Source organism: Streptomyces sp. P9-A2 (assembly GCF_036634175.1).
Classification (GTDB): domain Bacteria; phylum Actinomycetota; class Actinomycetes; order Streptomycetales; family Streptomycetaceae; genus Streptomyces; species Streptomyces pratens.
In genome coordinates this window covers 4,784,994-4,810,843 of sequence record NZ_JAZIFX010000001.1, presented here as the reverse complement: position 1 = coordinate 4,810,843, position 25,850 = coordinate 4,784,994, and the positions used below count along the sequence as shown (strand labels likewise).

Annotated in this window: 23 protein-coding genes, 1 tRNA gene and 1 pseudogene; 9 read left to right on the top strand and 16 right to left on the bottom strand. The window is 70.9% G+C overall.

Annotated features, from left to right (window positions below; all coding sequences use genetic code 11):
- Nucleotides 1–270: 270 nt before the first annotated feature.
- Entirely contained in the window at nt 271–1,599 is a 1,329-nt protein-coding gene (locus V4Y04_RS21955) for an amidohydrolase family protein (protein WP_332429987.1), read from the top strand.
- 145 nt (nt 1,600–1,744) lie between these two features.
- Complete coding sequence (locus V4Y04_RS21950) at nt 1,745–2,401, top strand: NAD(P)H-binding protein (RefSeq protein ID WP_332429985.1); 657 nt, start codon at nt 1,745–1,747, stop codon at nt 2,399–2,401.
- A gap of 46 nt (nt 2,402–2,447) precedes the next feature.
- Here V4Y04_RS21950 and V4Y04_RS21945 read toward each other — a convergent pair whose 3' ends face one another.
- A complete protein-coding gene (locus V4Y04_RS21945) occupies nt 2,448–2,660 on the bottom strand; it encodes a hypothetical protein (protein WP_332429984.1) in 213 nt (70 codons plus the stop codon).
- 214 nt (nt 2,661–2,874) lie between these two features.
- On the opposite strand from V4Y04_RS21945, the pseudogene V4Y04_RS21940 reads away from it, so the two are divergent.
- Nucleotides 2,875–3,225 (top strand): annotated as a pseudogene (locus tag V4Y04_RS21940) (site-specific integrase); the annotation flags it as partial.
- Between the two features lie 101 nt (nt 3,226–3,326).
- Here the strand turns inward: V4Y04_RS21940 and V4Y04_RS21935 are convergent.
- Together V4Y04_RS21935 and V4Y04_RS21930 are read right to left on the bottom strand one after the other, a co-directional pair.
- Nucleotides 3,327–4,064 carry a DUF4328 domain-containing protein gene (locus tag V4Y04_RS21935; protein WP_332429983.1) on the bottom strand — a complete coding sequence of 246 codons (738 nt, stop codon included), beginning with the start codon at nt 4,062–4,064 and terminating at the stop codon, nt 3,327–3,329.
- Nucleotides 4,065–4,436: 372 nt separating this feature from the next.
- Nucleotides 4,437–4,518 (bottom strand) — tRNA-Tyr (locus tag V4Y04_RS21930).
- Nucleotides 4,519–4,759: 241 nt separating this feature from the next.
- On the opposite strand from V4Y04_RS21930, the gene V4Y04_RS21925 reads away from it, so the two are divergent.
- Nucleotides 4,760–5,248: a YajQ family cyclic di-GMP-binding protein gene (locus tag V4Y04_RS21925; protein WP_332429982.1), complete on the top strand. Its 489-nt coding sequence runs from the start codon at nt 4,760–4,762 to the stop codon at nt 5,246–5,248.
- Between the two features lie 125 nt (nt 5,249–5,373).
- Here the strand turns inward: V4Y04_RS21925 and V4Y04_RS21920 are convergent, their stop codons facing one another.
- Nucleotides 5,374–5,640 (bottom strand): GlsB/YeaQ/YmgE family stress response membrane protein, encoded by a 267-nt coding sequence (locus tag V4Y04_RS21920; RefSeq protein WP_332429981.1) that lies wholly within the window; start codon nt 5,638–5,640, stop codon nt 5,374–5,376.
- A gap of 142 nt (nt 5,641–5,782) precedes the next feature.
- On the opposite strand from V4Y04_RS21920, the gene V4Y04_RS21915 reads away from it, so the two are divergent.
- On the top strand, nt 5,783–7,033 hold the full coding sequence (locus V4Y04_RS21915) for an APC family permease (protein WP_332429979.1): 1,251 nt from the start codon (nt 5,783–5,785) through the stop codon (nt 7,031–7,033).
- A 273-nt stretch (nt 7,034–7,306) separates the two neighbouring features.
- On the opposite strand, the gene V4Y04_RS21910 is transcribed toward V4Y04_RS21915, so the two are convergent.
- The 12 genes from V4Y04_RS21910 to V4Y04_RS21855 form a co-directional block, all read right to left on the bottom strand.
- Nucleotides 7,307–7,699, bottom strand: a complete 393-nt coding sequence (locus V4Y04_RS21910; RefSeq protein WP_332429977.1) for a YccF domain-containing protein — start codon at nt 7,697–7,699, stop codon at nt 7,307–7,309.
- Entirely contained in the window at nt 7,696–8,559 is an 864-nt protein-coding gene (gene htpX / locus V4Y04_RS21905; RefSeq protein ID WP_332429975.1) for a zinc metalloprotease HtpX, read from the bottom strand. The genes V4Y04_RS21910 and htpX overlap by 4 nt, the downstream gene beginning before the upstream one ends.
- A 335-nt stretch (nt 8,560–8,894) precedes the next feature.
- Entirely contained in the window at nt 8,895–10,394 is a 1,500-nt protein-coding gene (locus V4Y04_RS21900; RefSeq protein ID WP_332429974.1) for an NADH-quinone oxidoreductase subunit N, read from the bottom strand.
- On the bottom strand, nt 10,391–12,019 hold the full coding sequence (locus V4Y04_RS21895; RefSeq protein ID WP_332429973.1) for a complex I subunit 4 family protein: 1,629 nt from the start codon (nt 12,017–12,019) through the stop codon (nt 10,391–10,393). The genes V4Y04_RS21900 and V4Y04_RS21895 overlap by 4 nt, the downstream gene beginning before the upstream one ends.
- A 6-nt stretch (nt 12,020–12,025) precedes the next feature.
- The gene (locus V4Y04_RS21890; RefSeq protein ID WP_332429971.1) at nt 12,026–14,020 is read right to left on the bottom strand and encodes an NADH-quinone oxidoreductase subunit 5 family protein; all 1,995 of its coding nucleotides are present in this window, start codon (nt 14,018–14,020) and stop codon (nt 12,026–12,028) included.
- On the bottom strand, nt 14,017–14,466 hold the full coding sequence (nuoK, locus tag V4Y04_RS21885; protein WP_332429968.1) for an NADH-quinone oxidoreductase subunit NuoK: 450 nt from the start codon (nt 14,464–14,466) through the stop codon (nt 14,017–14,019). Before nuoK ends, V4Y04_RS21890 begins: the two co-directional genes overlap by 4 nt.
- Nucleotides 14,466–15,224, bottom strand: coding sequence for an NADH-quinone oxidoreductase subunit J family protein (locus tag V4Y04_RS21880; protein ID WP_443080061.1), 759 nt, complete (start codon nt 15,222–15,224; stop codon nt 14,466–14,468). The genes nuoK and V4Y04_RS21880 overlap by 1 nt, the downstream gene beginning before the upstream one ends.
- Complete coding sequence (locus V4Y04_RS21875) at nt 15,221–15,817, bottom strand: NuoI/complex I 23 kDa subunit family protein (RefSeq protein WP_332429966.1); 597 nt, start codon at nt 15,815–15,817, stop codon at nt 15,221–15,223. Before V4Y04_RS21875 ends, V4Y04_RS21880 begins: the two co-directional genes overlap by 4 nt.
- Nucleotides 15,818–15,819: 2 nt before the next feature.
- Nucleotides 15,820–16,788 (bottom strand): complex I subunit 1/NuoH family protein, encoded by a 969-nt coding sequence (locus V4Y04_RS21870; protein ID WP_332429964.1) that lies wholly within the window; start codon nt 16,786–16,788, stop codon nt 15,820–15,822.
- A complete protein-coding gene (locus V4Y04_RS21865; RefSeq protein WP_332429962.1) occupies nt 16,785–18,278 on the bottom strand; it encodes an NADH-quinone oxidoreductase subunit C in 1,494 nt (497 codons plus the stop codon). The genes V4Y04_RS21870 and V4Y04_RS21865 overlap by 4 nt, the downstream gene beginning before the upstream one ends.
- Complete coding sequence (locus tag V4Y04_RS21860; RefSeq protein WP_332429960.1) at nt 18,275–19,009, bottom strand: NADH-quinone oxidoreductase subunit B; 735 nt, start codon at nt 19,007–19,009, stop codon at nt 18,275–18,277. Before V4Y04_RS21860 ends, V4Y04_RS21865 begins: the two co-directional genes overlap by 4 nt.
- Nucleotides 19,000–19,419 carry an NADH-quinone oxidoreductase subunit A gene (locus V4Y04_RS21855; RefSeq protein WP_332432954.1) on the bottom strand — a complete coding sequence of 140 codons (420 nt, stop codon included), beginning with the start codon at nt 19,417–19,419 and terminating at the stop codon, nt 19,000–19,002. Before V4Y04_RS21855 ends, V4Y04_RS21860 begins: the two co-directional genes overlap by 10 nt.
- Nucleotides 19,420–19,670: 251 nt before the next feature.
- Between V4Y04_RS21855 and V4Y04_RS21850 the strand changes: the two genes are divergently transcribed.
- The 4 genes from V4Y04_RS21850 (at nt 19,671) to V4Y04_RS21835 (ending at nt 25,848) form a co-directional block, all read left to right on the top strand.
- On the top strand, nt 19,671–20,897 hold the full coding sequence (locus V4Y04_RS21850) for a sensor histidine kinase (RefSeq protein ID WP_332429958.1): 1,227 nt from the start codon (nt 19,671–19,673) through the stop codon (nt 20,895–20,897).
- 159 nt (nt 20,898–21,056) lie between these two features.
- A complete protein-coding gene (locus V4Y04_RS21845) occupies nt 21,057–22,442 on the top strand; it encodes a sensor histidine kinase (protein ID WP_332429957.1) in 1,386 nt (461 codons plus the stop codon).
- A gap of 420 nt (nt 22,443–22,862) precedes the next feature.
- Entirely contained in the window at nt 22,863–23,534 is a 672-nt protein-coding gene (locus V4Y04_RS21840) for a response regulator transcription factor (protein WP_332429955.1), read from the top strand.
- Between the two features lie 382 nt (nt 23,535–23,916).
- Nucleotides 23,917–25,848 (top strand): 2-oxoacid:acceptor oxidoreductase subunit alpha, encoded by a 1,932-nt coding sequence (locus V4Y04_RS21835; RefSeq protein WP_332429953.1) that lies wholly within the window; start codon nt 23,917–23,919, stop codon nt 25,846–25,848.
- Nucleotides 25,849–25,850: the final 2 nt, after the last annotated feature.

The following is a 25,850-nucleotide window of genomic DNA, read 5'->3' as shown; positions in this document are numbered from 1 at the left end:
TGCCGCCGTTCACCCAAATCCGTTTCGCGGCCCCTGTCCCACCCTGTCGGCCACTCCCTCCCGACGGTCCCGGACACCCCCTCCGGCCCCCCGCGACACTCCCTCCGGACCACGGTGACCCCTGCCCGGCCACACCAATACGACTATTGCTGACTCTCACGCTCCTCCCGGCGAGGAACGGGCCTCCGCCCTAGGCTCGACTCACTCTGCGTGATCTTCTCTCTGTGTGATCCTGCGACAACCGTGCGCAGTCCGAGCCTCAGGAGCGCGATGCCCGACAACCGGCCGCAGCCGCCACCCCCCTCGTCGCCCGTACCGCCCCCGGACCCGTCCGGCCCGGCACCGCTCCTGCTGTGCGGCGCGCGGCTCACCGACGGCCGCACCGTGGACGTACGGCTGGGCGGCGGGCGCATCGAGGCGGTCGGCACGGCCGGCAGCCTGACCGTGGACGGCACCCGTACGGGCGGCACCCGGGTCGACCTGGCCGGCCATCTGCTCCTGCCGGCCCCCGTCGAGCCGCACGCCCACTCCGACACCGCCCTGTCCGGGGCATCCGACGGCCCCGTCTCGTACGACCCCCACGACGTCCGGAGCCGGGCGACGGAGGCCGCACTGCTCCAGCTCGGGCACGGGACGACGGCACTCAGGGCACACGTGCGCGTGGACGACATGACCGGACTCGGCGCGCTCACCGCCGTACTGCAGGCGGGGCGTTCGCTGCGCGGGCTGACCGAGCTGACGACGGTGGCGATGCCGCGCGTACTGACCGGGGTGGCCGGGGCCGACGGGATCGCGATGCTGCGGGACGCGATGAAGATGGGCGCGTCGGTGGTGGGCGGCTGTCCGGACGTCGACCCCGACCCCACGGGGTACGTGGAAGCGGTCCTGGAGGTCGCCGCCGAGCACGGCTGCCCCGTCGACCTGCACACGGACACCGCCGACCCCGCCCGCGTGGCCCGGCTCGCCGCGATGGCGGGCGGGCTGCGGCCGGGTGTGACACTCAGCCCGTGCGGCGGCCTCGGCCGGCTGCCCGCCGAGACGGCCGCGCGTACCGCGGACCAACTGGCGGCGGCCGGGGTCACCGTGGTGTGCCTGCCCCAGGGCGACTGCGGAGGCCTCGACCGCCGGGGCACGGGCACGGCTCCGGTACGGCTGCTGCGCGCGGCGGGCGTACGGGTGGCGGCCGGGAGCGGCGCCCTGCGGGACGTGTCGAACCCGGTCGGCCGCGGCGACCCGCTGGAGGCGGCCTACCTGCTGGCCTCCCGCCACGGACTGTCCCCCGAGGACGCCTACGAGGCGGTGAGCACGTCGGCCCGCGCTGCCCTCGGACTGCCCGAGGTGCGGGTGGAGGCGGGTTTCCCCGCCGAACTGCTCGCGGTCCGCGGCGACCGGCTGCCGACCGCACTGTCCCTGGCGTACAGCCGGATCGTGGTGCACCGGGGACGCGTGGTCGCACGGACGAGCGCGGTACGGGAGTACTGCGGTTCGTCGACGACGCCCACGGAACCGGCAACGGACCCGGCAACGGACCCCGTAACGGACCCCGTAACGGACCCGGCAACGGACCTGCCCCGGCAGGGCCGGACAGGAATCGCATAGCCCTTCCGCCGCCCCCTCCCTCGCTTCCAGTTGCTCCCCCTGCTCCCCCCCTGCTCCTGCTGTTCCTGCTGCTGCCCCTTTCGTTCCTCTCTTTCCGCGCCGTGCCGTGCGGCGGATGCGATCGTCGCGGCGTACGGTCGAAGGCATGCGCATTGTCATCGCTGGTGGTCATGGTCAGATCGCGCTGCGGCTGGAGCGGTTGCTCGTCGCGCGCGGAGACGAAGTGGCGGGCATCATCCGCAAGCCCGAACAGTCCGACACCCTGCGGCAATTGGGCGCCGAGCCGGTCGTACTCGACCTGGAGTCGGCGTCGGTGGCGGACGTCGCGGAGCAACTCCGGGGCGCGGACGCCGCGGTGTTCGCCGCAGGCGCCGGCCCGGGGAGCGGCGCGGCACGCAAGGAGACGGTGGACAAGGCCGCGGCGGTCCTCTTCGCCGACGCCGCGGTCCGCGCCGGCGTGCGGCGCTTCGTGGTCGTTTCGTCGATGGGCGCGGACCCGACCCATCAGGGCGACGAGATCTTCGACGTGTACCAGCGCGCCAAGGGCGAGGCCGACGCGTACGTCCGCGGCCTGGGCAGCCTCGAATGGACGATCCTGCGCCCCGGCATGCTCACCGACGACGCCGGCACCGGCCTGGTCCACCTGGAGGCCCACACCGGCCGCGGCCCGATCCCCCGCGACGATGTGGCCGCCGTCCTGGCCGAGCTGGTGGAGGGCTCCTCGACGGCCGGCCTGACCCTGGAACTGATCAGCGGCTCCGTGCCGATCCCGGTGGCGGTGAAGGCGGTGGCGGGCGAGTGAGCCGCGGGAGACACGCGGGAGGATACGGAAAGCTTCTCGAGGACGGCTAGAACAGCGGCATCTGCCCCGAGAAATCCGGTACGACGTACCCGTCCAGCGACGGTTGTTCGGCTCCGGCCCGGGCATATCGGCGGGACCCCGGGCACGAGGTGAGCTCCCCGCTCCCCCTGGCACCGGGCGGATCGTGACGCGCGTACCGCCCGGCCACGACGGCGATCTCACGACGACACTCGGGACAACGCCTACGACGCGACGACATCCCGCCAGTCTCCCCGAGCGACCCGCCCCGCACATACCCCACAACAAACGCGAAGACCCCCTCCGGACTGTGTCTCACAGTCCGGAGGGGGTCTCCCCTTGTGGTGGCGCCAGGATTCGAACCTGGGAAGGCTGAGCCGGCAGATTACAGCGGGCCCCGTTCACCGCCTACGACCTGCGGCATTCCGTGTGCCGCCGTTTGCCGGGGGAACCTCACCCTGCTGCGGTGGCATGTCACCGCTTACGGCGTCGCCCCCGACGGCCGGCTGTTCCGGACCCAGCGCGGCGGACTCGTCCAGGACACCGGATACTGCGAAGTCTGGGCCGAGGCTCGCTTACGCGCCCTCACACCCGCTCAGCGCGCGTCGCAGTTGGCCAAGCGTCCCTATGATCTCCGCCACGCTGCCGTCTCCACATGGCTCAGTTCTGGAGTGGAACCACAGGTCGTCGCCGCGCGCGCCGGCCACAGTGTGGCCGTGCTGTTCCGGGTGTACGCGAAGTGCCTGGACGACGCTGCCGCCACGGCGAACGCCCGAATCGAACGGGCCCTGAAGAACGGCGGCTAAGCGGCCTGGAGAAAGTGCGGTGCTGATCCTCGTGCTCTCATTCAGGTTGGTGCCTTGGTGGCCTAGAACGCGGGCATCTGACCTCGCCCGACCCGTCAGGACTACGGTTGGGTCTGCGGCAGGATCTGCTCTTGGCGCGCGGTCGCCTTGTCGAGTTGCATGCGGGTCAGCTTCCGTACGAAGAGGAGCGCGAAGACTGCTGCCACCGCGTCGAGGACGTCGGAGAACATCATCATTCCCGCGGCCTGCTTCAACTTCGCCGCGCTGGCGGCGTCCTCATAGGCCGAGCCTGCGACCCGGTCGACCAACCATGTCGCCACGAACAACGCCCACCAGACGTTCATCGGGGTGCGGGACGTGCGGCGCGCCTCGGAGTCCCAGTCAGTGCTGGCGTTCCACACCTCGCCCGCGACCTTGCGCGGCAACCATAGGTTGCCGATCGGTATGAACCAGGCGCCGATGGCCCAGCCGCTCTTCATCTCGCAGGAGTCGAGCGCGAAGAAGTCGGCGTTCCTGCGCACCCGGTAGAACCAGATGACGAAGACCACAGCCGTCGCCACCAGGAGCGTCACTTGCAGCACGCCTCCCACAGCCTGGAGGTAGTCGGCCCGCGTCAGATCGGCGTCCTCGACGGACCCGCCGCCCAGTATCTCGTCCATCAGCCGCCACATATTGACGTCGAAGACAGCGGCGAGCAGGTCCACCCCGATAGTGAGGCTGAAGAGTGCGGTGAGCGCCGTCGCGAGACCCCTCGGCGATCGGAACGGCGCGACGTACGGCGGAAGGTGTCCGGTGGTCGCCGGAGGCGGATCGAATGTGTTCTGCGAAGTGTCGGACATGGCTGAGCAAGCCCCCCCATGGGCAGCGAAACGCCCGCCGACCGGCGGGCCAGACAGGACGATAGTCAGGCTGTCCGCCGCCGTCCAAGCAGTTCACGGGCCCCGCAGCGCAGCTGACCCAGCCCATCGGTCCCTTGGCAGCCCCCGGGATCAGCACATGACTTCGGTCAACCCGCCTAGCGGGCCCGAAAGCTGCCCCACGTCTGCCCCACACGCGCTGGCCAGCACGCGCTGGCCAGCACGCGCTGGCCAGCACGCGAATCAGAGTGAGACACACGAGGAAAAAGCACCCATAGCGGCCAAGCGTGGCCCGTCAACGCCGAAAGGGTCTGCGGTCAGCATTTCTGCTGGTCGCAGACCCTTTCGGTCTTGTGGCGGCGCCAGGATTCGAACCTGGGAAGGCTGAGCCGGCAGATTTACAGTCTGCTCCCTTTGGCCGCTCGGGCACACCGCCAAGGTTGCTGCCCTCGAACCGCCTTGCGGCGGCGCTCCGTGGCAACGACGTAAACGATACCTGATGGGGAGGGGTGGTTCGCCACCCGATTGATCGCCACCCGGGGGCCCCGGGGTGGCTAGGCTTGTGAGGATGCGGCCCGGGACCGATGCCGGACTCGACGGCCGCCCACATACGCCGGTAGCCGGTACGCATCCGGCTCTCAGCCCCATACACAACCCGATACAAGGAGCCACAGGACATGGCCGACTCCAGTTTCGACATCGTCTCGAAGGTCGAGCGGCAGGAGGTCGACAACGCCCTCAACCAGACCGCCAAGGAGATCTCACAGCGCTACGACTTCAAGGGCGTGGGTGCCTCGATCTCGTGGTCCGGGGAGAAGATTCTTCTGGAGGCGAACTCCGAGGACCGGGTGAAGGCTGTCCTCGACGTCTTCCAGTCCAAGCTGATCAAGCGGGGTATCTCGCTGAAGTCCCTGGACGCCGGTGAGCCGCAGCTCTCCGGCAAGGAGTACAAGCTCTTCGCGTCGATCCAGGAGGGCATCACCCAGGAGAACGCGAAGAAGGTGGCGAAGCTCATCCGGGACGAGGGCCCCAAGGGTGTGAAGGCTCAGGTGCAGGGCGAGGAACTCCGGGTCTCCTCCAAGAGCCGTGACGACCTTCAGGCCGTCATCTCCCTGCTCAAGGGCCAGGACTTCGACTTCGACCTGCAGTTCGTGAACTACCGCTAGGTCCGGGCGGAGAGCGAAGCCGCGTGCGCCTCGGGAGTCTCGTGCATGCGTGTACGCGGCAGGGCGGGTGTCTCCGGGCACCCGCTCTGCTCGGCCGGCGGCTGTTTCCCGGGATGCCGGTGGCGTCAGTCGCGTGAGTGTCCGAAGAGGAGTCGGTAGGCAATCAGGAGGACCAGGGAGCCCCCTATCGCGGCGGCCCAGGTGGCACCGTCGTAGAAGTCCCTGGTGATCGGGTGGTCCAGCCAACGGGCCGAGACCCAGCCGCCGATGAACGCTCCGGCGACGCCGATGAGAGTCGTCCCGATGAAGCCGCCCGGGTCGCGGCCCGGCAGCAGGAACTTCGCGATCGCTCCGGCCAGCAGCCCCAGAATGATCCAGCTGATGATCGTCATGTCCTGCCCCTGACCTCTCGTACCGTGCTCTCACCTGGCACGGCCTGTGAAAACCGCGCCCGGCGTTCCGTTCATGTCGTGTTGGGACAGAGGACGGCGTGGGCATGTGTGACGGTTCCCGCGGTCAGTAGGGTGCGGCCTCATGACAGCCCGTTCCGGTCCCGGACTGCGTCGCACGCTCGGCGTGGGGGACGCCGTCGTCATCGGTCTCGGCTCCATGGTGGGGGCCGGGATCTTCGCCGCTCTGGCACCCGCGGCGCGGGCGGCCGGCTCCGGGCTGCTCCTCGGGCTCGCGGCTGCCGCCGTGGTCGCCTACTGCAACGCCACGTCGTCGGCACGCCTGGCCGCGCTGTACCCCGAATCGGGCGGCACCTATGTCTACGGGCGGGAGCGGCTCGGGGAGTTCTGGGGGTACCTCGCGGGCTGGGCGTTCGTGGTCGGGAAGACCGCCTCCTGCGCGGCGATGGCACTCACCGTCGGGGCGTACCTCTGGCCGGGGCAGGCCCACGCCGTGGCGGTCGCCGCCGTCGTGGCGCTGACCGCGGTGAACTACGGCGGTGTGCGGAAGTCCGCGTGGCTGACGCGGGTGATCGTGGCCGTTGTCCTTGCTGTTCTCGCTTCCGTGGTGGTCGTGTGCCTGGCCTCGGGGCAGGCCGATGCCGGGCGCCTCTCCTTCGCGGCGCCGGGCGGCGCGGGCGGTGTGCTCCAGGCCGCCGGTCTGCTGTTCTTCGCCTTCGCCGGGTACGCGCGGATCGCGACCCTCGGCGAGGAGGTACGGGATCCGGCGCGCACCGTCCGGCGCGCGATCCCGCTGGCGCTGGGCATCGCACTGGTCGTGTACGTGGCTGTCGCGGTCGCCGTCCTTTCGGTTCTGGGGGTCCAGGAGCTGGGTGACTCGGGCGCGCCGCTGGCCGACGCGGTGCGGTCGGCCGGGGTTCCGGAACTGACGCCGGTGGTACGGGTGGGTGCGGCCGCGGCCGCACTGGGGTCGCTGCTCGCCCTGATCCTGGGTGTCTCGCGGACGGTGCTGGCCATGGCCCGGGACCGGCATCTGCCGGGTTCCCTGTCCGCCGTCCACCCCCGTTTCCGGGTGCCGCACCGGGCGGAGGCGGCCGTGGGAGTGGTGGTCGCCGTCCTGGCCGCCACGGTGGACGTACGGGGCGCGATCGGGTTCTCCTCCTTCGGGGTGCTGGTGTACTACGCGGTGGCCAACGCGTCGGCCTGGACGCTTCGGCCGGGGCCGGCGGCGCGGGTACTGCCGGCGGCCGGGCTCGCCGGGTGCCTGGTCCTGGCGTTCTCGCTGCCGGGGATGTCCGTGGCTCTCGGCACGGGAGTGCTGACGGTGGGTACGGCCGCCTACACGGTGCGGCGGTGGAGGGCCGCCGTACGGTAGACCGCCCCCGGGCCCGGGCGGGCCCTGCAGGGCGAGGCAGGGCCACGGCGGGGCAGCCCCATGGCAGGACAGGAGCAGGTGGCGTTGCGGGCGGGGCCCGGCCTTCTGGGCCCGCTGGAATTCGACCACCACCACATGTCGGCGAATGCTCACTCTCGGTCATGGACTCATGATGCACGCCGCCACCGACAGTCGCGGACCCCTGTGGACAACCCTCGTCGACGCGCTCGTGGGCTGTGGAGAACCCAGTCGATCCAGCCGGGGCCAGTGGGACTAGCGGGACGCGAACGGCTGGTCGGTGCGTACGATCTCGCGGCCCATCGGGAGCAACGAAACAGGGATCAGCTTGAAGTTGGCGATGCCGAGCGGGATGCCGATGATCGTCACGCACAGGGCGAGGCCGGTGACGATGTGGCCGATGGCCAGCCACCAGCCCGCGAGGACCAGCCACAGCACGTTGCCGATGCAGGAGGCGGCGCCCGCGTCCCTGCGCTCGACCGCCGTGTACCCGAAGGGCCACAGGGCATAGACACCGATCCGGAAGGCGGCGATGCCAAAAGGAATACCGATAACCGTGATGCACAACAGGACGCCGGCGAGCAGGTAGCCGAGGAACAGCCAGAAGCCGCTCAGAACGAGCCATATGACGTTCAGGATGGTCTTCACTGCGTTCGACCTGCCATCTTCTCGAGTCGGGCGATGCGTTCCGCCATGGGCGGGTGGGTCGAGAACATCTTCGCGAACCCCTGGCCCGGTCGGAACGGGTTCGCGATCATCATGTGGCTGGCGGTCTCGATGCGGGGCTCGGGGGGCAGGGGGAGCTGCTTGGTGCCCGTTTCCAGCTTGCGCAGGGCGCTTGCCAGGGCGAGAGGGTCGCCGGTCAGCTGAGCCCCGGAGGCATCTGCCTCGTACTCGCGGGAGCGGCTGATGGCCAGTTTGATGAGGGAAGCGGCGAGCGGGCCCAGGATCATGATCAGCAGCACGCCGAGGATGCCGGGACCGTCGTCGTCGTTGGAACGGCCGACCGGGATCAGCCAGGCGAAGTTGACCAGGAACATGATCACGGAGGCGAGGGCTCCGGCGACCGAGGAGATCAGGATGTCCCTGTTGTAGACATGGCTGAGCTCATGGCCGATGACGCCGCGCAGTTCGCGCTCGTCGAGCAGGCGCAGGATGCCTTCGGTGCAGCACACGGCGGCGTTGCGCGGGTTGCGGCCGGTGGCGAAGGCGTTGGGCGCCTCGGTCGGGGAGATGTACAGGCGGGGCATGGGCTGGCGGGCCTGGGTGGAGAGCTCGCGGACCATGCGGTACAGGCCGGGGGCCTCGAACTCGCTCACGGGGCGGGCCCGCATCGCGCGCAGGGCGAGCTTGTCGCTGTTCCAGTACGCGTACGCGTTGGTGCCCAGCGCGATCACGACAGCGACAACGAGGCCCGTACGGCCGAAGAAGCTGCCGATGACGATGATGAGCGCGGACAGTCCCCCGAGGAGGACCGCGGTCCTGAGCCCGTTGTGCCGGCGGTGCACAGTACGCCCTCCAAATCGTGCGGCGGGGCACCCTTGTCTGCCGATCTTCCTTCTGACCTGCGACGGCCCCGGGTGCTTCGGCCTCACGTCCAGTGGACCCTCCCGTATTCGTCAACGCCAGGCGAGCGGCACAGGTTCCCCGGGGCGCGTGGTGGCGCGTGTAAACCGTCCGGGTGACGGCCTCCCTCGGCGCAGTGCGGGCCGCGCCCGTCCGGTGGCCGGAAAGCGTGGGCCGGTGGATGCGGGCCGGGCGCCGGAGGAGACCTGGCCGGAGAAAACCTGGAAGGCCTCGGGACCTCGGGGCCCCGGGGGTCGGCATGGCCCCGGGGGTCGGGTCAGAAGAGCCCGGTGTCGGTGAGGCGCAGGATCAGTTGTGGTGCGCCGGACAGGGCGATGCCGAGGACTCCGGTGAGGGCGATCGCGGCGGTGAGCGGGGCCGGGACGCGGTGCACGGCCGGTTCGCCGTCGGGGGCGCGGAACAGCAGGGCCGTCCAGCGGAGGTAGTAGACCAGCGCGATGACGACGTTGACGGCCATGACGACGGCAAGCCAGCCGAGTCCGGCATCGACGGCCGCGGAGAAGACGGTGACCTTGGCGAAGAGGCCGATGATGCCGGGCGGGAGTCCGGCGAGGCACAGCAGGAAGAAGGCCAGGAGCAGTGCCGTGAGCGGGCTGGAGGTGTACAGGCCGCGGTAGTCGGAGACCCGGTTGAGGAGTTTCGTACGGCCTACCAGGGCGGCGACGGCGAAGGCGCCGAGGTTCACCGCGCCGTACATGAGGGCGTAGGCGAGGGTGGAGCCGATCGACTTCTCGGCGTCGCCGGAGTACGCGGCGGCGGCGATCGGCACCAGGAGGTAGCCGGCCTGGCCGACGGAGGACCAGGCCAGGAGGCGTACCGCGCTGTACGCGCGCGTGGCCTGCTGGCCGAGGGCGCCGACATTGCCGACGGTCATGGTGAGCGCGGCGAGCGCGGCGAGGGCCGGGCCCCAGACCTCGGCGTACGACGGGAGGGCGACGACGGTGACGAGGATCAGGCCGGTGAAGCCGACCGCCTTGCCGATGACCGACAGGTAGGCGGCGATCGGCAGGGGGGCGCCCACGTAGGTGTCGGGCACCCAGAAGTGGAAGGGGACGGCGGCCGTCTTGAAGGCGAAGCCGACGAGGGTGAGGACGACGCCGGTCTGGGCGAGGGTGTGGAGCTGTCCGTCGACGGTCTGGACGCGTTCGGCCACCAGGGTGAGGTGGAGGGTCCCGGTGGCGGCGTAGACGAAGCTGATGCCGAGGAGGCTGACCGCGGTGGCGGTGACCGAGGACAGGAAGAACTTCAGTGCCGCTTCGGACGACTTCCGGTCGCCGTGTCTGAGGCCGACCAGGGCGAAGGCGGGCAGGGAGGCGACCTCCAGGGCGACGACGAGGGTCGCGAGGTCGCGGGAGGCGGGCAGGAGGGCGGCGCCCGCGACGGAGGACAGGAACAGGAACCAGTACTCGCCCTCGGGGAGCCGCTTGTCGGCGTCCTTGAGGGCGGTGACCGACAGGAGGGCGGTCAGGAGCGCGCCGCCGAGCACCAGGAACTGGATGACGAGGGTGAACCGGTCGGCGGTGTAGCTGCACACTCCGGGGTCGCCGACCAGGCAGAACGTGCTGCGGTCGGCGTCGAGGAGAGGCAGCAGCATGAGCGTGGCGGCGGCGAGTCCGGTCACCGCGAACCACCCGAGGAGCGGTTTCCTGGCCTCGCCGACGAACAGGTCGGCGACGAGGACGGCGAGTCCGACGACGGCCGCGATGACGGGCGGCGCGATGGCGAGCCAGTCGACGGACTGGACGAGGGAGCTCATCGGGTGCCTCCTGTGAGGAGCTGCTGCACGGCCGGATCGGTCAGTCCGATCAGGGCCCCGGGCCACAGTCCGGCAACGACGGTGAGGACGACGAGCGGGGTCCAGGCCGCGAACTCGTAGCCGCGGACGTCGGGGAGCGCGGGGGCCTGTTCCGGCAGCGCGCCCATGCAGACCCTGCGGACCACGACGAGCAGGTACGCCGCGGTCAGCAGGGTGCCGAAGGCGCCGATCGACATGAAGACGAGGAAGGCGGGGCGGCTGAGTCCGGCGGCGGGGTCGAACGCGCCGAAGAGGGCGAGCATCTCTCCCCAGAACCCGGCGAGGCCGGGCAGGCCGAGGGAGGCGACGGCGGCGAAGGCGAGCAGTCCGCCGAGGCGCGGCGCCCTGCCGTAGAGGGCGGCGCCGGCCGGGAGCCGATCCGGTGCGGCGGAGCCGTTCGATGAGGAGCGGAGGCCGGATGACAGGCGGGAGAGGGTGTCGAGGTCGACGGTGCCGGTGCGGTCCTTGAGGGCGCCGACGAGGAAGAAGAGCAGGCCGGTGATGAGGCCGTGGGCGATGTTGGCGAAGAGGGCGCCGTTGACGCCGGTCGGGGTCATGGTGGCGATGCCGAGGAGGACGAAGCCCATGTGGCCGACGGAGGAGTAGGCGATGAGGCGTTTGAGGTCGCCCTTGGCGCCTTCCCTTGCGAGGGCGAGGCAGGCGAGGGATCCGTAGATGATGCCGACGACGGCGAAGGCGGCGAGGTAGGGCGCGAACGTGCGGAAGCCGTCCGGTGCGGCGGGGAGCAGGATCCGCACGAACCCGTACGTGCCCATCTTCAGCAGGACGCCGGCCAGCAGGACGGAGCCGACGGTCGGGGCGGCGGTGTGGGCGTCGGGCAGCCAGCTGTGCAGCGGCCACATCGGGGTCTTGACCGCGAGCCCGATGCCGATCGCCAGTACGGCGATGATCTGCACGGATACGGTGAGTGACCGGCCGTTGTCAGTGGCGAGTGCCACCATGTCGAATGTGCCCGCCTCGATTCCGATCAGGAGCAGGCCGAGCAGCATGACCACGGAGCCGAGCAGCGTGTAGAGGACGAACTTCCAGGCGGCCTCGGCCCGGCCCTCGCCGCCCCAGCGGGCGATGAGGAAGTACATCGGGATCAGGACCATCTCGAAGGCGAGGAAGAACAGGATCAGGTCGAGGACGGCGAAGGCCGCGAGGGTGCCGGACTCGAGGACGAGCAGCAGGGCGACGAAGGCCTTCGGGGACGGGCCCGCGGGCGGTTTGAAGTATGTGTGGAGCGCGCTGAGGAAGGTCAGCAGTGCGGTCAGGACCAGAAGGGGGAGGGAGATGCCGTCGGTGCCGAGGTGGATCCGCACGTCGAGTGCGGGAATCCAGCTGATGTCGGTCGTGGCCTGCATCGTCGACGGTCGGTCGTGGTCGAAGCCGAGCGCGAGGACGATCGCCGCGATGAGGACGGCGCCGGTGACGGTCACGCCGTGCCGGAGCACGGCCTGGTCGGGTGACTTTCCCTTGAGTCCCGGCGGGGCCGGGAGGAGAGCGGCGACGGCACCCAGGAGCGGGCCGACGACAAGGAACGCCAGAAGGAACTGCATCACGGACTCGCTGATATCGATCACGTCTGGTCACGCTCCCGTGGCGGCGAGGACGACGGCGACCGCGAGGACGACGGTGCCGGCGAGCAGCGCGCTCACATAGGTCTGCAGATTGCCGGTCTGGGCACGTCGTACGGCGGTGCCCAGCCACCGGGGCAGCGTTCCCGCGCCGCGTACGTATGTGTCGACGACCTCGCGGTCGAGGAACCGGACGAGTCCGGCCGCGGCCTGGACGGGCCGGACGAAGAGGGCCGTGTACACGGCGTCGAGGTGGAAGCCGACGGCCGCGTGGCGGTGCAGGGGGCCGAGCAGCAGCCGCCCGGGATCCGACGGGTCGGGTGCGGAGGCGATGTCTCCGTGGACGGGCCCGTGACTGGCGATCGCCTCCGCCTCGACCTGTCCGGCGCCACGTTCCGGGTGGGCGGCGACGGCACCGAGGGCGAGGCGGGTGGCGTGGGCGGTGGTGTGCCGCCAGGTGGAGTAGGTGACGATGCCGCCGACCAGGGCCACGCCGGTGCCGAGCACCGAGGTGGTGAGGGTCGGTGTGAGGTCGTGGCCGTCGAACCAGCCGGGGAGCACGCGGAAGGCGAGGCCGCCCAGTGCGAGGGAGGGGATCGCGAGCACCCACAGCACGACGGTCATGGTGAGGGGCTGCCTGCCGTGGTCGGGGGCCTCGGTGCCGTGTCCGCGGAAGGTCAGCAGCCACAGCCGTGTCGCGTACGCGGCGGTGAGCAGGGCGGTGACCAGGCCGGCGAGGAGGACGATCCAGCCCGCCGCGGCGGGGGCCTGCTCCGTGTGGCCGGTGACGACGTGTTCGGCGGCTCCGAGGACGGCCTCCTTGGAGAAGAAGCCGCTGAACGGCGGGATCGCGGCCAGCGCGAGGAGCGCCACGGTCATCGTCCAGTAGGCGTCGGGGACGCGGTCGCGCAGGTGGCTCATGCGGGACATGACGGCCAGCGAGTTGGTGCCGGCGGCGTGGATGATCACGCCGGCGGCGAGGAACAGCAGTGCCTTGAAGGCTCCGTGGGACAGGAGGTGGAAGACGGCGGCTCCGCGTTCGCCCACGGCGAGGGCGCCGGTCATGTAGCCGAGCTGGCCGATCGTCGAGTAGGCGAGGACGCGTTTGATGTCGTCCTGGGCGAGCGCGGCGAGCGCCGAGCCGGCCATGGTGACGGCGGCCATGACGGCGAGGACGGTCATCGTGGCCCGGGAGGCCGCGAAGAGCGGGAGGAGACGGGCGACGAAGTAGACACCGGCGGCGACCATCGTCGCGGCGTGGATCAGCGCGGAGACGGGGGTCGGGCCCGCCATCGCGTCGGGGAGCCAGGTGTGCAGCGGGAACTGCGCCGACTTGCCCGCCACGCCCGCCAGGAGGAGCAGGGTGATCAGGGTGGGGTGCTCGATGCCGCCGTGCGCGACGGCGTCGAGGACGTGTGTGATCAGGAAGGAGCCTGTCTCGCCGGCGAGGGCGAACAGGCCGATGAGGAAGGGGACGTCGCCGAGCTTGGTGACCAGGAAGGCCTTGAGGGAGGCCGCGCGGGCCTCGGGGGTCTCCCAGTAGTGGCCGACGAGGAAGTAGGAGCAGATGCCCATGACCTCCCAGCCGACCAGCAGCACCATCAGGTCGCCGGAGTAGACGACGAGGAACATCGCGGAGGTGAACAGGGACACGAGGGCCGCGTAGGAGGGGTAGCGCGGGCCGTCGCGGAGGTAGCCCGTCGAGTAGATCTGCACACAGGTGGCGACAGCGCCGACGACCACGGCGGTGAGGGCGGCGAAGCCGTCGATGTGCAGGGCGAGTTCGACGGGGACGGAGCCGGTGGGGGTGAGCTCGGTGGCGGCGTCGACGGCCCGGCCGCCGCCTTGGCGCACGGCGACCACGACGGCCAGTGCGAGAGCGGTGAGCGTGGGCAGGACGGCGAGCGGGCGGACGAACCCCGGGGCCGTTCGGCCCAGGAGCAGTCCGGCGATCGCGCCGAGGAACGGAAGGAGGGGGACGAGGACGGCGAGGGTGGTCGTGGTCACGCGGTGGCCTCGGCCTTCGTGACGGCCGCCCCGGTGGTGGGAACGTCGTCGTCGCTGTCGGATACGGGGCCGCCCGGCCCGCCGGAGCTGCCCGTGCCGTCGGGGTCGTCGGGGTCGTCGGGGTCGTGGCCCTCGGCGGTGTCGCGGAGCTTGTCGATGTCCGCGGTGCCGCGGTTGCGGTGGACGGCGAGGACGATCGCCAGGCCGATGCCGATCTCGGCGGCGGCGATGGCGATGGTGAACAGGGCGAGGGCCTGACCGGAGTGCAGGGTCTCCTCGGCGGTCCTGCTGAGCCAGACGTCGAAGGCGACCAGGTTCAGGTTGACGGCGTTGAGCATCAGCTCGACCGACATCAGGACCAGGATCGCGTTGCGGCGGGCGAGGACTCCGTACAGGCCGGTGCAGAAGAGGAGGGCGGACAGCACGACGGGATAGGCGAGGTGCATCAGCGGTTCCCTTCCGCGTCGCGGCGGCGGGCGGTCGACGCGCGGGCCGGGCCAGGGGCCGGTCCGGGGGTTGCTTCCGGGGCTGGTTCCGGAGCTGACCCCGAGGGCGATCCGTGGGTGGCTCCGGCGACCGTCTCCCGTGCCCCGGGTTCCCGGGCCGCAGCGGCCGTGTTCGCCCTGCGGGAGAGGACGATCGCGCCGACGAGAGCGGCCAGGAGAAGGACCGAGAGGGCCTCGAAGGGGAGAACCCAGTGCTGGAAGAGGCTGGCGCCGGTCACGTCGGTGGAGCCGGCGGGCGGGCCGTCCAGGTCGATCCAGGTCGTGCGGAAGGCGTCGACGACGACCCAGATCAGTGCCACGGCCGCGGCGACGGCCACGGCGAGGGCGATCCAGCGGTTGCCGGAGTCGGCGTCCGGGGAACGGCCGACGGGCGCTCTGGTGAGCATCAGACCGAACAGGAGCAGGACTACGACCGAACCCACGTAGATCAGGACCTGCACCCAGGCGATGAACTCGGCGGTGAGCAGGAGGTATTCAACGGCGAGTCCACCGAGGGCCACCACCAGCCACAGGGCGGCGTGCACCAGCTGTCTGGTGGTGACTGTGCCGACGGCGGCACCGAAGGTGACCAGGCCGACGAGGAGGAAGGCGACCTCCACACCGGTCGGGGAGAGGAAGCCCTGCGCCTCGGCGGTGGTGGTGGTGACGGTGGTGGTCGTGGCGTGCGCGACCGTGCCGGCGGCTGCGGCGAGGGTCACGAATCCTCCCCCTTCGGGTCGGGCTGCGGGTCTGCCTGCGGGTCGGGCTGCGGGTCGGGCTGGGCAGCGGCCAGTTTGTCGGCTGTCTTACGGGCGGCGGCGAGTTCCTTCGGTTCCTCGGCGGCGGGGTCGAGGGCCGGCGGCGCCGGAACCGTCCACATCCACTCACGGAGTTTGTCGCGTTCGTGGGTGAGTTCGTGGATGTCGGTCTCGGCGTACTCGAACTCGGGTGACCAGAACAGGGCATCGAAAGGACAGACCTCGATACAGATACCGCAGTACATGCACAGGGAGAAGTCGATGGCGAACCGGTCGAGGACGTTGCGGCTGCGGTCACGGCCGCCTGGTGCCGTCGCCGGGACGGTCTCCTTGTGGGAGTCGATGTAGATGCACCAGTCCGGGCACTCGCGGGCGCACAGCATGCAGACCGTGCAGTTCTCCTCGAACAGGCCGATCACCCCTCGGGTGCGGGGCGCGAGGTCCGGCTGGGTGTCCGGGTACTGAGCGGTGACGGACTTCTTCGTCATCGTCCGCAGGGTGACGGCCAGGCCCTTGGCCAGGCCGGAACCGGGGAAGCCAGGAAGAGGGGACATGGCTAGGAGATCACCACCTTGACGACGCCGGTGAGGGCGATCTGGGCGAGGGCGAGGGGAACGAGGAAGGTCCAGGACAGTTTCTGCAGCTGGTCCTCGCGCAGGCGGGGGTAGCTGACGCGGAGCCAGATGACGACGAAGGCGAGGACCGCGGTCTTCAGCAGGGTCCAGACCCAGCCGAGGCCGTCGGCACCCCACGGGCCGTGCCAGCCGCCCAGGAAGAGGACGGTGGTCAGGCCGCACAGGACGACGATCCCGGCGTACTCGGCGAGGAGGAAGAACGCGAACCTCAGGCCGGTGTACTCGGTGTACGCACCGAAGATGATCTCCGAGTCGGCGACGGGCATGTCGAAGGGCGGCCGCTGGAGTTCGGCGAGGCCGGCGACGAAGAAGACGATCGCGCCGACGATCTGCCAGGGCAGCCACCACCACTCGAACGCGTCGAGGATGCCGACGAGCGAGACGGTGCCGGCCGCCATCGCCACCGAGGCGGCAGTGAGCAGCATCGGCAGTTCGTAGGCGAGGAGCTGGGCGGCGGTGCGCAGGCCGCCGAGGAGGGAGTACTTGTTGGCGGAGGCCCACCCGGCCATGAGCGAGCCGAGGACGCCGACGCCCATCACCGCGAGCACGAAGAAAACGCCCGCGTCCAGCGCCTGCCCGACGGCGCCCTCGCCCGGCCCGACCGGGATGGCCAGCAGGACGAGGAGATACGGCAGGAGGGCCACGGCGGGGGCGAGTTGGAAGACACGGCGGTCGGCACCGGCCGGGACCACGTCCTCCTTCTGCGCGAACTTCACGCCGTCGGCGACGAGCTGGGCCCAGCCGTGGAAGCCGCCCGCGTACATCGGGCCCAGGCGGCCCTGCATGTGCGCCATCACCTTGTGCTCGGTCTGGCCGACGATCAGAGGGAAGGTGAGGAAGACGACGAAGACGATCAGGAGTCGCAGAGCGACGTCGAGTACGTCGTTCACCGCGGGCCTCCTGAGGGGGTACCGGGGGCCGCAGGGCCCGAGGAACCCGGGTCCGGGTCGGGGCCCTGGTCAGGGGCCGGGGCGGACTCGGGTTCGGTCTGCGCTTCGGCCTCGGGCTCAGGGTCACCTGCCGCGTCGGGTTCGGGTTCGGCTTCACCCGCCGCGTCGGCCTCGGGCTCGGCATGGGCCGGGCGGGCGTTGTGCCAGGGGGCGTCCGGGCTGCGCGGTGCGATGGAGGGCTTGATGCCCGATGCTCCGGTCCGGTCCGGCTTCTCCGCCTCTTTTGACGTCCCGGTCGTGTCCGGCGTCCCGGTCGTGTCCGGCGTCCCGGTCGTGTCCGGCGTCCCGGTCGTGTCCGGCGTCCCGGTCGTGTCCGGCGGCGTGGCCGGACGGCTTGCGGAGCCTTCGGATGCACTTCGGGTACGGCGTCCGACGGCCGGCACTTCGGGTGTGTCGGTGCCGGGGCCGGGGGCGAGACCGGGGGCGGGAGCGGAATCGGGGGCGGGAGCAGAGGCGATGGTGTCTTCCGCGGCCCTTTCCGCCTCTTCGGACGTCCCGGACGCGGCTGCCGTCGACCGCTCGCGCTGGGATGCCGAGCCCTCGCTCGCGCTCCGGGAACGGCGCGTCCGGGGCGCGGCCGGCGGGGGCGTCCCGGGCTGTGCCACGGCGTCGGCGGCCGGGGACTCGGGGGCGGGCGCGACCTGCCGACTCGCGGAGCCCTCGGCCGCCGTACGGTTCCGGCGCGGCGGCGGTGCGGGACGGCTCTCGCCCTCCGCCCCCGCGGGTGCGGACTGGCTCGCGGAGCCCTCGGCCGCCGTACGGGTTCGGCGCGGACGGTCGCCGGGTGCTCGTCCTGCGGCGGGTCCGGTGCCGGTGGCCGTCCGGCCCGCGCCCCGGGCCGGACGGGACGGGGCCGGAGGGAGTTGGCCCTTCAGGGGGCCCCACTCGTTGGGATCGGGAACCCCCGGGGGAAGCATCTGGCGGCGCTTGGGGCCGCCGTGTTCGGACTCGCCGGGTTCCTTGGCACCGGGCCAGGCCTTGGCCACGCGGGCGGCGAGGACGAAGTCCTTGCGCAGGGGGTGGCCCTCGAAGGTGTCCGGCAGGAGCAGGGGGTCGAGTGCGGGGTGGCCGGTGAAGTCGACGCCGAACATCTCGTGCGTCTCGCGCTCGTGCCAGGCGGCCCCCGCGTAGACGCCCACCGCGGAGGGCAGCGTCGGGGCCTCGTGCGGGACGGTCGTACGCAGGAGCAGCCGCCGTACCGGGGAGAGGGCCACGACGTGGGCGGCGACGCGGAAGCCCGTGCCGGGCTCGTCGACCGCGCTCAACCAGTCGAAGTACGTGCAGCCGAGCCGGTCGCGCGCGGTCTCCAGGGCCGGGAGCCATGAGGCGGGCGGGACATCGACGGTGAGGACGTCGTACGACTCCTCGGCCGTGGCCTCCGTACCGAACAGTTCCTCGGCGTCGGCGGGTAGCCAGCCGACCGCGGTCATCGGTCCTCCTCCCGGCCGGGTTTCACCGCACCGGACCGCACCGCACCGGACTCGCCCGGCGTCGGCGGCTTCACCAGCCCGCTCTGCAGTGCCGTCGCCGAAGCGCCTCGCCCACCGGACCCGTACCGCTCCCCCAGCGACTCCCGCGCGATCTTCTCCTGGAGTTTCAGGATCCCCTGGAGCAGCGCTTCGGGCCGCGGCGGGCAGCCGGGAACGTAGACGTCGACCGGGATGATCTGGTCGACGCCCTTGGTGACGGAGTAGGAGTCCCAGTACGGTCCGCCGCAGTTGCTGCACGCGCCGAAGGAGATGACGTACTTCGGCTCGGGCATCTGCTCGTACAGACGCTTCACCGCGGGTGCCATCTTGTCCGTGACCGTTCCGGAGACGATCATCAGATCGGCCTGGCGTGGTCCCGGTGCGAAGGGGATGACGCCGAGGCGGATGAAGTCGTGGCGGGCCATCGACGCGGCGATGAACTCGATCGCGCAGCAGGCGAGGCCGAAGTTGAAGACCCAGAGGGAGTAGCGGCGGCCCCAGTTGAGGATCACCTTCATCGGCTCGGGGGCGAGCCGGGCGAGCGCGCCGAGCTTTCCGCTGCCCTCGGCGGGGAGCACGACGGGCTCGGGCAGCAGCACCGGTCCGGAACCCGGGCCCGGGGCCGGGGCCGAACCCGATCCCGCGCCCGGCGGGGTGGCGGCGGCCGGTGAGTGGGTGTGGGTCACGTCCATGTCAGGACGCCCTTCTTGTATGCGTACAGCAGGCCCACGGCGAGGAAGCCGAGGAAGATGAACATCTCCACGAGCGTGGTCGCGCCGTAGCCGTCGGCGGCGAAGACGGTCGCCCAGGGGAAGAGGAAGATCGAGTCGACAGCGAAGATCACGTAGAGGAAGGCGTAGACGTAGTAGCGGACCTGGGTGTGGGCCCAGCCCTCGCCGACGGGGTCGACTCCGCACTCGTACGTCATGAGCTTCTCGGGCGTGGGCACCACCGGCCGCAACAGGCGTCCCGCGCCGAAGGCGAACGCGACGAACAGCACGCCGACGACGGCGAGCAGTCCGACGACCGAGTACGCCTGGAAGTAGTCTGCCGCCGCGACCTGGTGCGAAGCGATCGCGGCAGCCGGATCGCCGCCGGTCATGCCGAAGCGGGCCGCGCCGAAGCCTGTCGGATCGACGCCGGTCGGGTCGAAGTCGGTCGGATCGACGCCGGTCGGTTGCCGCACGTCCGCCCCTCGCTGTTCGACGATCTGCACGCACGGGAGTCTAGGCCCTGATAAGTGCCCCGTAAGCAGCCTGTCATCCCCTGGCACGGGGGGGTGGGGATTTCCCCAGTGGATATCAGGGGTCCACCTCATGGCGTGGGCATCCGTGGCCGTGCACGCTATGACACATGACCGAACCCTTCCCTTCTCCCGCCGATCGTCCACCACCTGCGCGTTTCGCCTACGACCGGCACACCTGGAAGGAGATCGCCCATCTCCTGGCGAACCTTCCGGTGTCGCTGGTGGGCTTCACCTATGTCGTGACCGTGCTGCTCCTGGGGCTCGGACTGACCGTCACGGTGGTCGGGTTCCCGCTGCTCGCGGCCGGTCTGGTGGGGACGCGGTTGCTGGGCAGGGGGGAGCGGGCGCGGGCCAGGGCGCTGCTCGGGGTGCGGGTGGAGGAACCGAGCCGGCTGCCGCTGCACGGGGCCGGAGGGTTCCTGCCGCGGCTGTGGATGGCGCTGAAGGACCCGGTGGGCTGGCGCACGGCGCTGTACGAGGTGATACGCCTGCCGTGGGGCATCGTCACCTTCACCATCACGCTGGTCTCGCTGTTCGTGCTGTGGCCGGTACTGCCGTTCATCGCGCGGGGGCTGGCCAACGCGGACCGGGCGATGGTGCGCGGCCTGCTGTCGCCGTCCGACGAACTGGAGCGGCGCATAGCCGAGCTGGAGTCCGACCGGGGTGTCGTGGTCGACACGGCCGCGGCGGACCTGCGGCGGATCGAGCGCGACCTGCACGACGGCGCGCAGGCCCGGCTGGTCAACCTGGCCATGGGGCTGGGCCTGGCCAAGGAGAAACTGCTGGAGGATCCCGACGCGGCGGCGTCGATGGTCGAGGAGGCGCACGGTGAGGTGAAACTGGCGTTGCAGGAGCTGCGGGACCTGGCCCGCGGCATCCACCCGGCCGTGCTGACCGACCGGGGTCTCGACGCGGCACTGTCGTCGGTCGCCTCGCGCTGCACGGTGCCGGTGAGGGTGACGGTCGATCTCACCGAGCGGCCGGCCGCGGCCATCGAGGGCATCGCCTACTTCACCGTCTCCGAGCTGCTGCAGAACGTCAGCAAGCACAGTGCGGCGCGTACGGCCTCGGTCGAGGTGTGGCGTTCGGAGGGCCGCCTGCTCATCCAGGTGGAGGACGACGGCCACGGCGGCGCGAGCCTGGACGGGGGCACGGGGATGCGGGGTCTCGCGGACCGGCTGGGCGCGGTCGACGGTCTGTTCGTCGTGGAGTCGCCGGAGGGCGGCCCTACGACGGTGACGGCGGAGCTGCCGTGGCGGGACCGTTCCGGCGTCCTCGCCGAGGACACGCGTACGCCCGCGCCCACGCGGAACTCCGTACGGCCGGCCACGTAACCGCGCCCGGCACGACCCCCGCACGGCCGCCCACCCCGGTCGGAGGTAGGGAAAACCCCCCGTCCAAGACTGCGACGTGCTCCATGGTCCACCGGCCTGCTGCGGAGGAGCCTGTGGATACGACAGCACAGCCGCCGGACGAGGAGAAGGACGACGTCGATGGCCACCGAGTACGGACAGGGCTACGGGCTCTACAGCACGCCCACCGGGCACCCCGGGAGTACCGGCGGCTCCGGGAGGGCCGATGAACGGCGGCACCGGGTGCCGGCCGTGCTGCGGGCGCCGGTCGAGGGACGGACCTGGCGCGAGCTGGTGTACGTCCTGCTGAGTCTGCCGATCAGCGTTCTGCTCTTCACCTACGCGGTCACGATGGTGTCGCTGGGAGCCGGTCTGCTGGTGACGTTCCTCGGCGTACCGGTGCTGGCCGCCGGGCTCGCCGGATGCCGCGGGTTCGGTGCGCTGGAGCGGATGCGGGCGCGAGGGCTGCTGGGCCTGGACGTGGCCGAGCCGGAGCCGCTGCGGATGAAGCGTCAGGGGTTCGTGGCCTGGATGGGGGCGGTGCTGAAGAGCGGTGCCTCGTGGCGGTCGCTGCTGTACGCGGTACTGCACCTGCCGTGGGCGGTGTTCGCCTTCAGCGTCGCGGTGACCGTCTGGTCGATCGGCTGGTCGCTGCTGACCTACCCCCTGTGGTTCTGGGTGTTCCCGATGTACGCCGGCCAAGGCGGGATACAGCTGTACGGCGACGGGCAGCACCAGATCTATCTGGACAACCCGTTCGAGATCACGGTGACCGCGCTGATCGGACTGCTGTTCACCATCGCCACGCCGTGGATCGTGCGGGCGCTGACCATGGTGGACCGGCTGCTGGTGCACGGGCTGCTCGGGCCGTCGCGGCTGGCGACGCGGGTGGTCGAGCTGGAGTCCGACCGGGGCGCCGTGGTGGACACGGCGGCGGCGGACCTGCGGCGCATCGAGCGCGATCTGCACGACGGGGCGCAGGCCCGGCTGGTGGCGCTGGCCATGGACCTGGGGCTGGCGAAGGAGAAACTGAGGGAGGACCCACAGAGCGCGGCCCACATGGTCGAAGAGGCGCACGGCGAGGTGAAGACGGCACTGCAGGAGCTGCGGGACCTGGCCCGCGGCATCCACCCGGCCGTGCTGACCGACCGGGGTCTCGACGCGGCACTGTCGTCGGTCGCCTCCCGGTGCACGGTCCCGGTACAGGTGGAGGTGGATCTGACGGAGCGCCCGGCGCCGGCGATCGAGGGCATCGCGTACTTCACGGTCTCGGAGCTGCTGCAGAACATCAGCAAGCACGCGCGGGCGACCCGGGCGACCGTGGAGGTGTGGCGGACGGAGAACCGGCTGATGGTGCAGGTCGAGGACAACGGCGTGGGTGGCGCCGACGTGTCCGAGGGTTCCGGACTCGCCGGTCTCGCGGAGCGGCTGGGCGCGGTGGACGGAATCCTGGTGGTCGACTCACCGGCCGGCGGCCCGACCCGGGTGACGGCGGAACTGCCCTGGCGGGCGGAGCGGACGCGGTGACCGGGTGAGCTCGCCGGTGGGTGAGCAAGTTCGCGGTCAGCACATCAGCACATCGGCACATCGGCAGGCCAACAGGTCGACCGGTCAGTCGGCCAACAGGGCAACAGGGCAACAGGGCAACAGGGCAACAGGGCAACAGGGCAAAGGATGAGCGAGTGAGCGGCGGCTGACGACGCGGAAGCGACCGACAGGTGTGCGGGTAGGGGCGGTGGGCCCGTACCCGCACACACTCCTGTGCCGGGAAGTGCCCCTTCCCCGTGCCGGGAGAGGGGCCCTGCGACCGGTGTGTGTGCCCCTGCCCGCGAAGACCTCCCTTCCACGTCTCTCCGCATCGCCCACCGGATGCTGGGATGCTGGTCCCCGTCAGCCGGGCCCGCCGTACGGGCGGGCGCGGAGGAGGGGCGTGGGGGCCGAGGGATTATGGAGAACAAGGTGCGTGTGGTCATCGCCGAGGATTCAGTGCTGCTGCGGGAGGGCCTGACCCGGCTGCTGACCGACCGGGGCCTCGATGTCGTGGCCGGGGTCGGCGACGGTGACGCGCTGATCAAGACGGTCACCGAGCTGAACGATCAGGGGGAGCTGCCGGACGTCGTGGTGGCCGACGTCCGGATGCCGCCGACGCACACCGACGAGGGGGTGCGGGCCGCCGTCCAGCTGCGCAAGGCGCATCCGGGTGTCGGGGTGCTGGTGCTGTCGCAGTACGTGGAGGAGCGCTACGCCACGGAACTGCTCGCCGGTTCCAGCCGGGGCATCGGCTACCTGCTCAAGGACCGGGTGGCCGAGGTGCGGGAGTTCGTGGACGCGGTGGTGCGGGTGGCCGAGGGCGGTACGGCGCTGGACCCCGAGGTGGTGGCGCAGTTGCTCGGCCGCAGCCGCAAGCAGGACGTTCTCGCGGGACTCACCCCGCGTGAGCGGGAGGTCCTGGGACTGATGGCCGAGGGGCGGACGAACTCGGCGATCGCCCGGCAGCTGGTGGTGAGCGACGGAGCCGTGGAGAAGCACGTCAGCAACATCTTCCTGAAGCTGGGGCTCTCCCCGAGCAACGGCGACCACCGCCGGGTGCTCGCCGTCCTCACCTACCTCAACTCCTGAGCACCCGTTCCCCTGGCCTGAATCCCGCGCCCCGCGACCCTGCACCCCACGCCCCCCGCGTCCCTGCACCGGAATCCCCCGACCCACCTTCGAGTGACGGTGGCAGGGCACGGCCGACGTCAGCGGGCGCCAGTTGAACCGTCGGCGGGCGGGGGACGTCCTGGAGGACAGGAGCCGGTGGGTCGGCGACCAGGGGGAATCCGGGCAGGAGGCGGGACACGTCGGTGTCCGAACGTCGTGCCGACGTCCCGCGGGACGTCGCGAAGTCGTGTCCAAGATGCGAATGACCCGAGGAAGGCGACCCTTACGGACGTAGGGTTGATCCAGGGACGGCCCGCGGGAGGGCGGTCCCGGACAGCCGCCCTCGAGGAGGTCCAGTTCAGTGACCAGCCAGGTCAGCAGCCCAGCGGAGCAGACCGACGGAACAGTCCTAGGAGAGCAGCGCAAAGCGGCGGGCGGGAAGGACGTCCGCCGCCTGGACCGGGTGATCATCAGGTTCGCGGGGGACTCGGGTGACGGTATGCAGCTCACCGGTGACCGCTTCACCTCGGAGACGGCCTCCTTCGGCAACGACCTGTCGACCCTGCCGAACTTCCCCGCCGAGATCCGCGCCCCGGCCGGCACCCTGCCGGGTGTCTCGTCCTTCCAGCTCCACTTCGCCGACCACGACATCCTCACCCCCGGTGACGCGCCGAACGTGCTGGTGGCGATGAACCCGGCCGCTCTGAAGGCGAACATCGGGGATCTGCCCCGTGGCGCGGAGATCATCGTCAACACGGACGAGTTCACCAAGCGGGCGCTGCAAAAGGTCGGCTACGCGAGCAACCCGTTGGAGGACGGCTCGCTCGACGGCTACAGCCTCCATCCGGTGCCGCTGACGACGCTGACGGTCGAGGCCCTGAGGGAGTTCGACCTCACCCGCAAGGAAGCCGAGCGCAGCAAGAACATGTTCGCGCTCGGTCTGCTGAGCTGGATGTACCACCGGCCGACCGAGGGCACGGAGAGGTTCCTGACCTCGAAGTTCGCCAAGAAGCCGGACATCGCGGCGGCCAACATCGCCGCGTACCGCGCGGGCTGGAACTTCGGGGAGACGACGGAGGACTTCGCCGTCTCCTACGAGGTGGCTCCGGCCGCCGCGGCGTTCCCGCCGGGCGTGTACCGCAACATCTCCGGCAACCTGGCCCTGGCGTACGGGCTGATCGCGGCGTCCCGGCAGGCGGACCTGCCGCTGTTCCTGGGGTCGTACCCGATCACACCGGCGTCGGACATCCTGCACGAGCTGAGCCGGCACAAGAACTTCGGTGTGCGGACCTTCCAGGCCGAGGACGAGATCGCCGGCATCGGCGCCGCGCTGGGGGCGGCCTTCGGAGGTTCGCTGGCCGTGACGACGACGTCGGGGCCGGGGGTGGCGCTGAAGTCCGAGACGATCGGGCTCGCGGTGTCGTTGGAGCTGCCGCTGCTGATCGTGGACATCCAGCGCGGCGGCCCGTCCACGGGTCTGCCCACCAAGACCGAGCAGGCGGACCTGCTCCAGGCGATGTACGGGCGCAACGGCGAGGCCCCGGTCCCGGTGGTCGCGCCGCGCACACCGGCCGACTGCTTCGACGCCGCGATCGAGGCGGCCCGGATCGCGTTGACGTACCGGACGCCGGTCTTCCTGCTCTCCGACGGCTATCTGGCCAACGGCAGCGAACCGTGGCGCATCCCGGACACGGAGGAGTTGCCGGATCTGAGAGTGCGGTTCGCGCAGGGCCCCAACCACACGATGGACGACGGCACCGAGGTGTTCTGGCCGTACCAGCGGGACCCGCGGACGCTGGCCCGGCCGTGGGCGATCCCGGGCACACCGGGCCTGGAGCACCGGATCGGCGGCATCGAGAAGCAGGACGGCACGGGCAACATCTCGTACGACCCGGCCAACCACGACTTCATGGTGCGCACCCGGCAGGCGAAGATCGACGGCGTCGACGTCCCCGATCTGGAGGTCGACGACGCGGACGGCGACGCCAGGGTGCTCGTGCTCGGCTGGGGATCCACCTACGGGCCCATCACCGCGGCCGTACGGCGCATCAGGGGCGCAGGGGGCGCGATCGCGCAGGCCCATCTGCACCACATCAACCCCTTCCCGCGGAATCTGGGGGAGGTTCTGAAGCGTTACGAGAAGGTGGTCGTACCAGAGATGAATCTCGGCCAGCTCGCCACCCTGATCCGGGCGAAGTACCTGGTCGACGCCCACTCCCACAACCAGGTCAACGGCATGCCGTTCAAGGCGGAGCAACTCGCCGAGGTACTGAAGGAGGCCATCGATGACTGAGA

Coding starts and splice junctions, on each gene's coding strand:
- V4Y04_RS21840 (WP_332429955.1), top strand. CDS start 22,863: ATGGAGAACAAGGTGCGTGTGGTCATCGCCGAGGATTCAGTGCTGCTG.
- V4Y04_RS21845 (WP_332429957.1), top strand. CDS start 21,057: ATGGCCACCGAGTACGGACAGGGCTACGGGCTCTACAGCACGCCCACC.
- V4Y04_RS21865 (WP_332429962.1), bottom strand. CDS start 18,278: ATGACCGCGGTCGGCTGGCTACCCGCCGACGCCGAGGAACTGTTCGGT.
- V4Y04_RS21920 (WP_332429981.1), bottom strand. CDS start 5,640: ATGACGATCATCAGCTGGATCATTCTGGGGCTGCTGGCCGGAGCGATC.
- V4Y04_RS21900 (WP_332429974.1), bottom strand. CDS start 10,394: ATGAGCTCCCTCGTCCAGTCCGTCGACTGGCTCGCCATCGCGCCGCCC.
- V4Y04_RS21935 (WP_332429983.1), bottom strand. CDS start 4,064: ATGTCCGACACTTCGCAGAACACATTCGATCCGCCTCCGGCGACCACC.
- nuoK (WP_332429968.1), bottom strand. CDS start 14,466: ATGCACCTCGCCTATCCCGTCGTGCTGTCCGCCCTCCTCTTCTGCACC.
- V4Y04_RS21915 (WP_332429979.1), top strand. CDS start 5,783: ATGACAGCCCGTTCCGGTCCCGGACTGCGTCGCACGCTCGGCGTGGGG.
- V4Y04_RS21925 (WP_332429982.1), top strand. CDS start 4,760: ATGGCCGACTCCAGTTTCGACATCGTCTCGAAGGTCGAGCGGCAGGAG.
- V4Y04_RS21850 (WP_332429958.1), top strand. CDS start 19,671: ATGACCGAACCCTTCCCTTCTCCCGCCGATCGTCCACCACCTGCGCGT.
- V4Y04_RS21945 (WP_332429984.1), bottom strand. CDS start 2,660: ATGTCGTCGCGTCGTAGGCGTTGTCCCGAGTGTCGTCGTGAGATCGCC.
- V4Y04_RS21855 (WP_332432954.1), bottom strand. CDS start 19,419: ATGACCGGCGGCGATCCGGCTGCCGCGATCGCTTCGCACCAGGTCGCG.
- V4Y04_RS21875 (WP_332429966.1), bottom strand. CDS start 15,817: ATGTCCCCTCTTCCTGGCTTCCCCGGTTCCGGCCTGGCCAAGGGCCTG.
- V4Y04_RS21950 (WP_332429985.1), top strand. CDS start 1,745: ATGCGCATTGTCATCGCTGGTGGTCATGGTCAGATCGCGCTGCGGCTG.
- V4Y04_RS21955 (WP_332429987.1), top strand. CDS start 271: ATGCCCGACAACCGGCCGCAGCCGCCACCCCCCTCGTCGCCCGTACCG.
- V4Y04_RS21860 (WP_332429960.1), bottom strand. CDS start 19,009: ATGGACGTGACCCACACCCACTCACCGGCCGCCGCCACCCCGCCGGGC.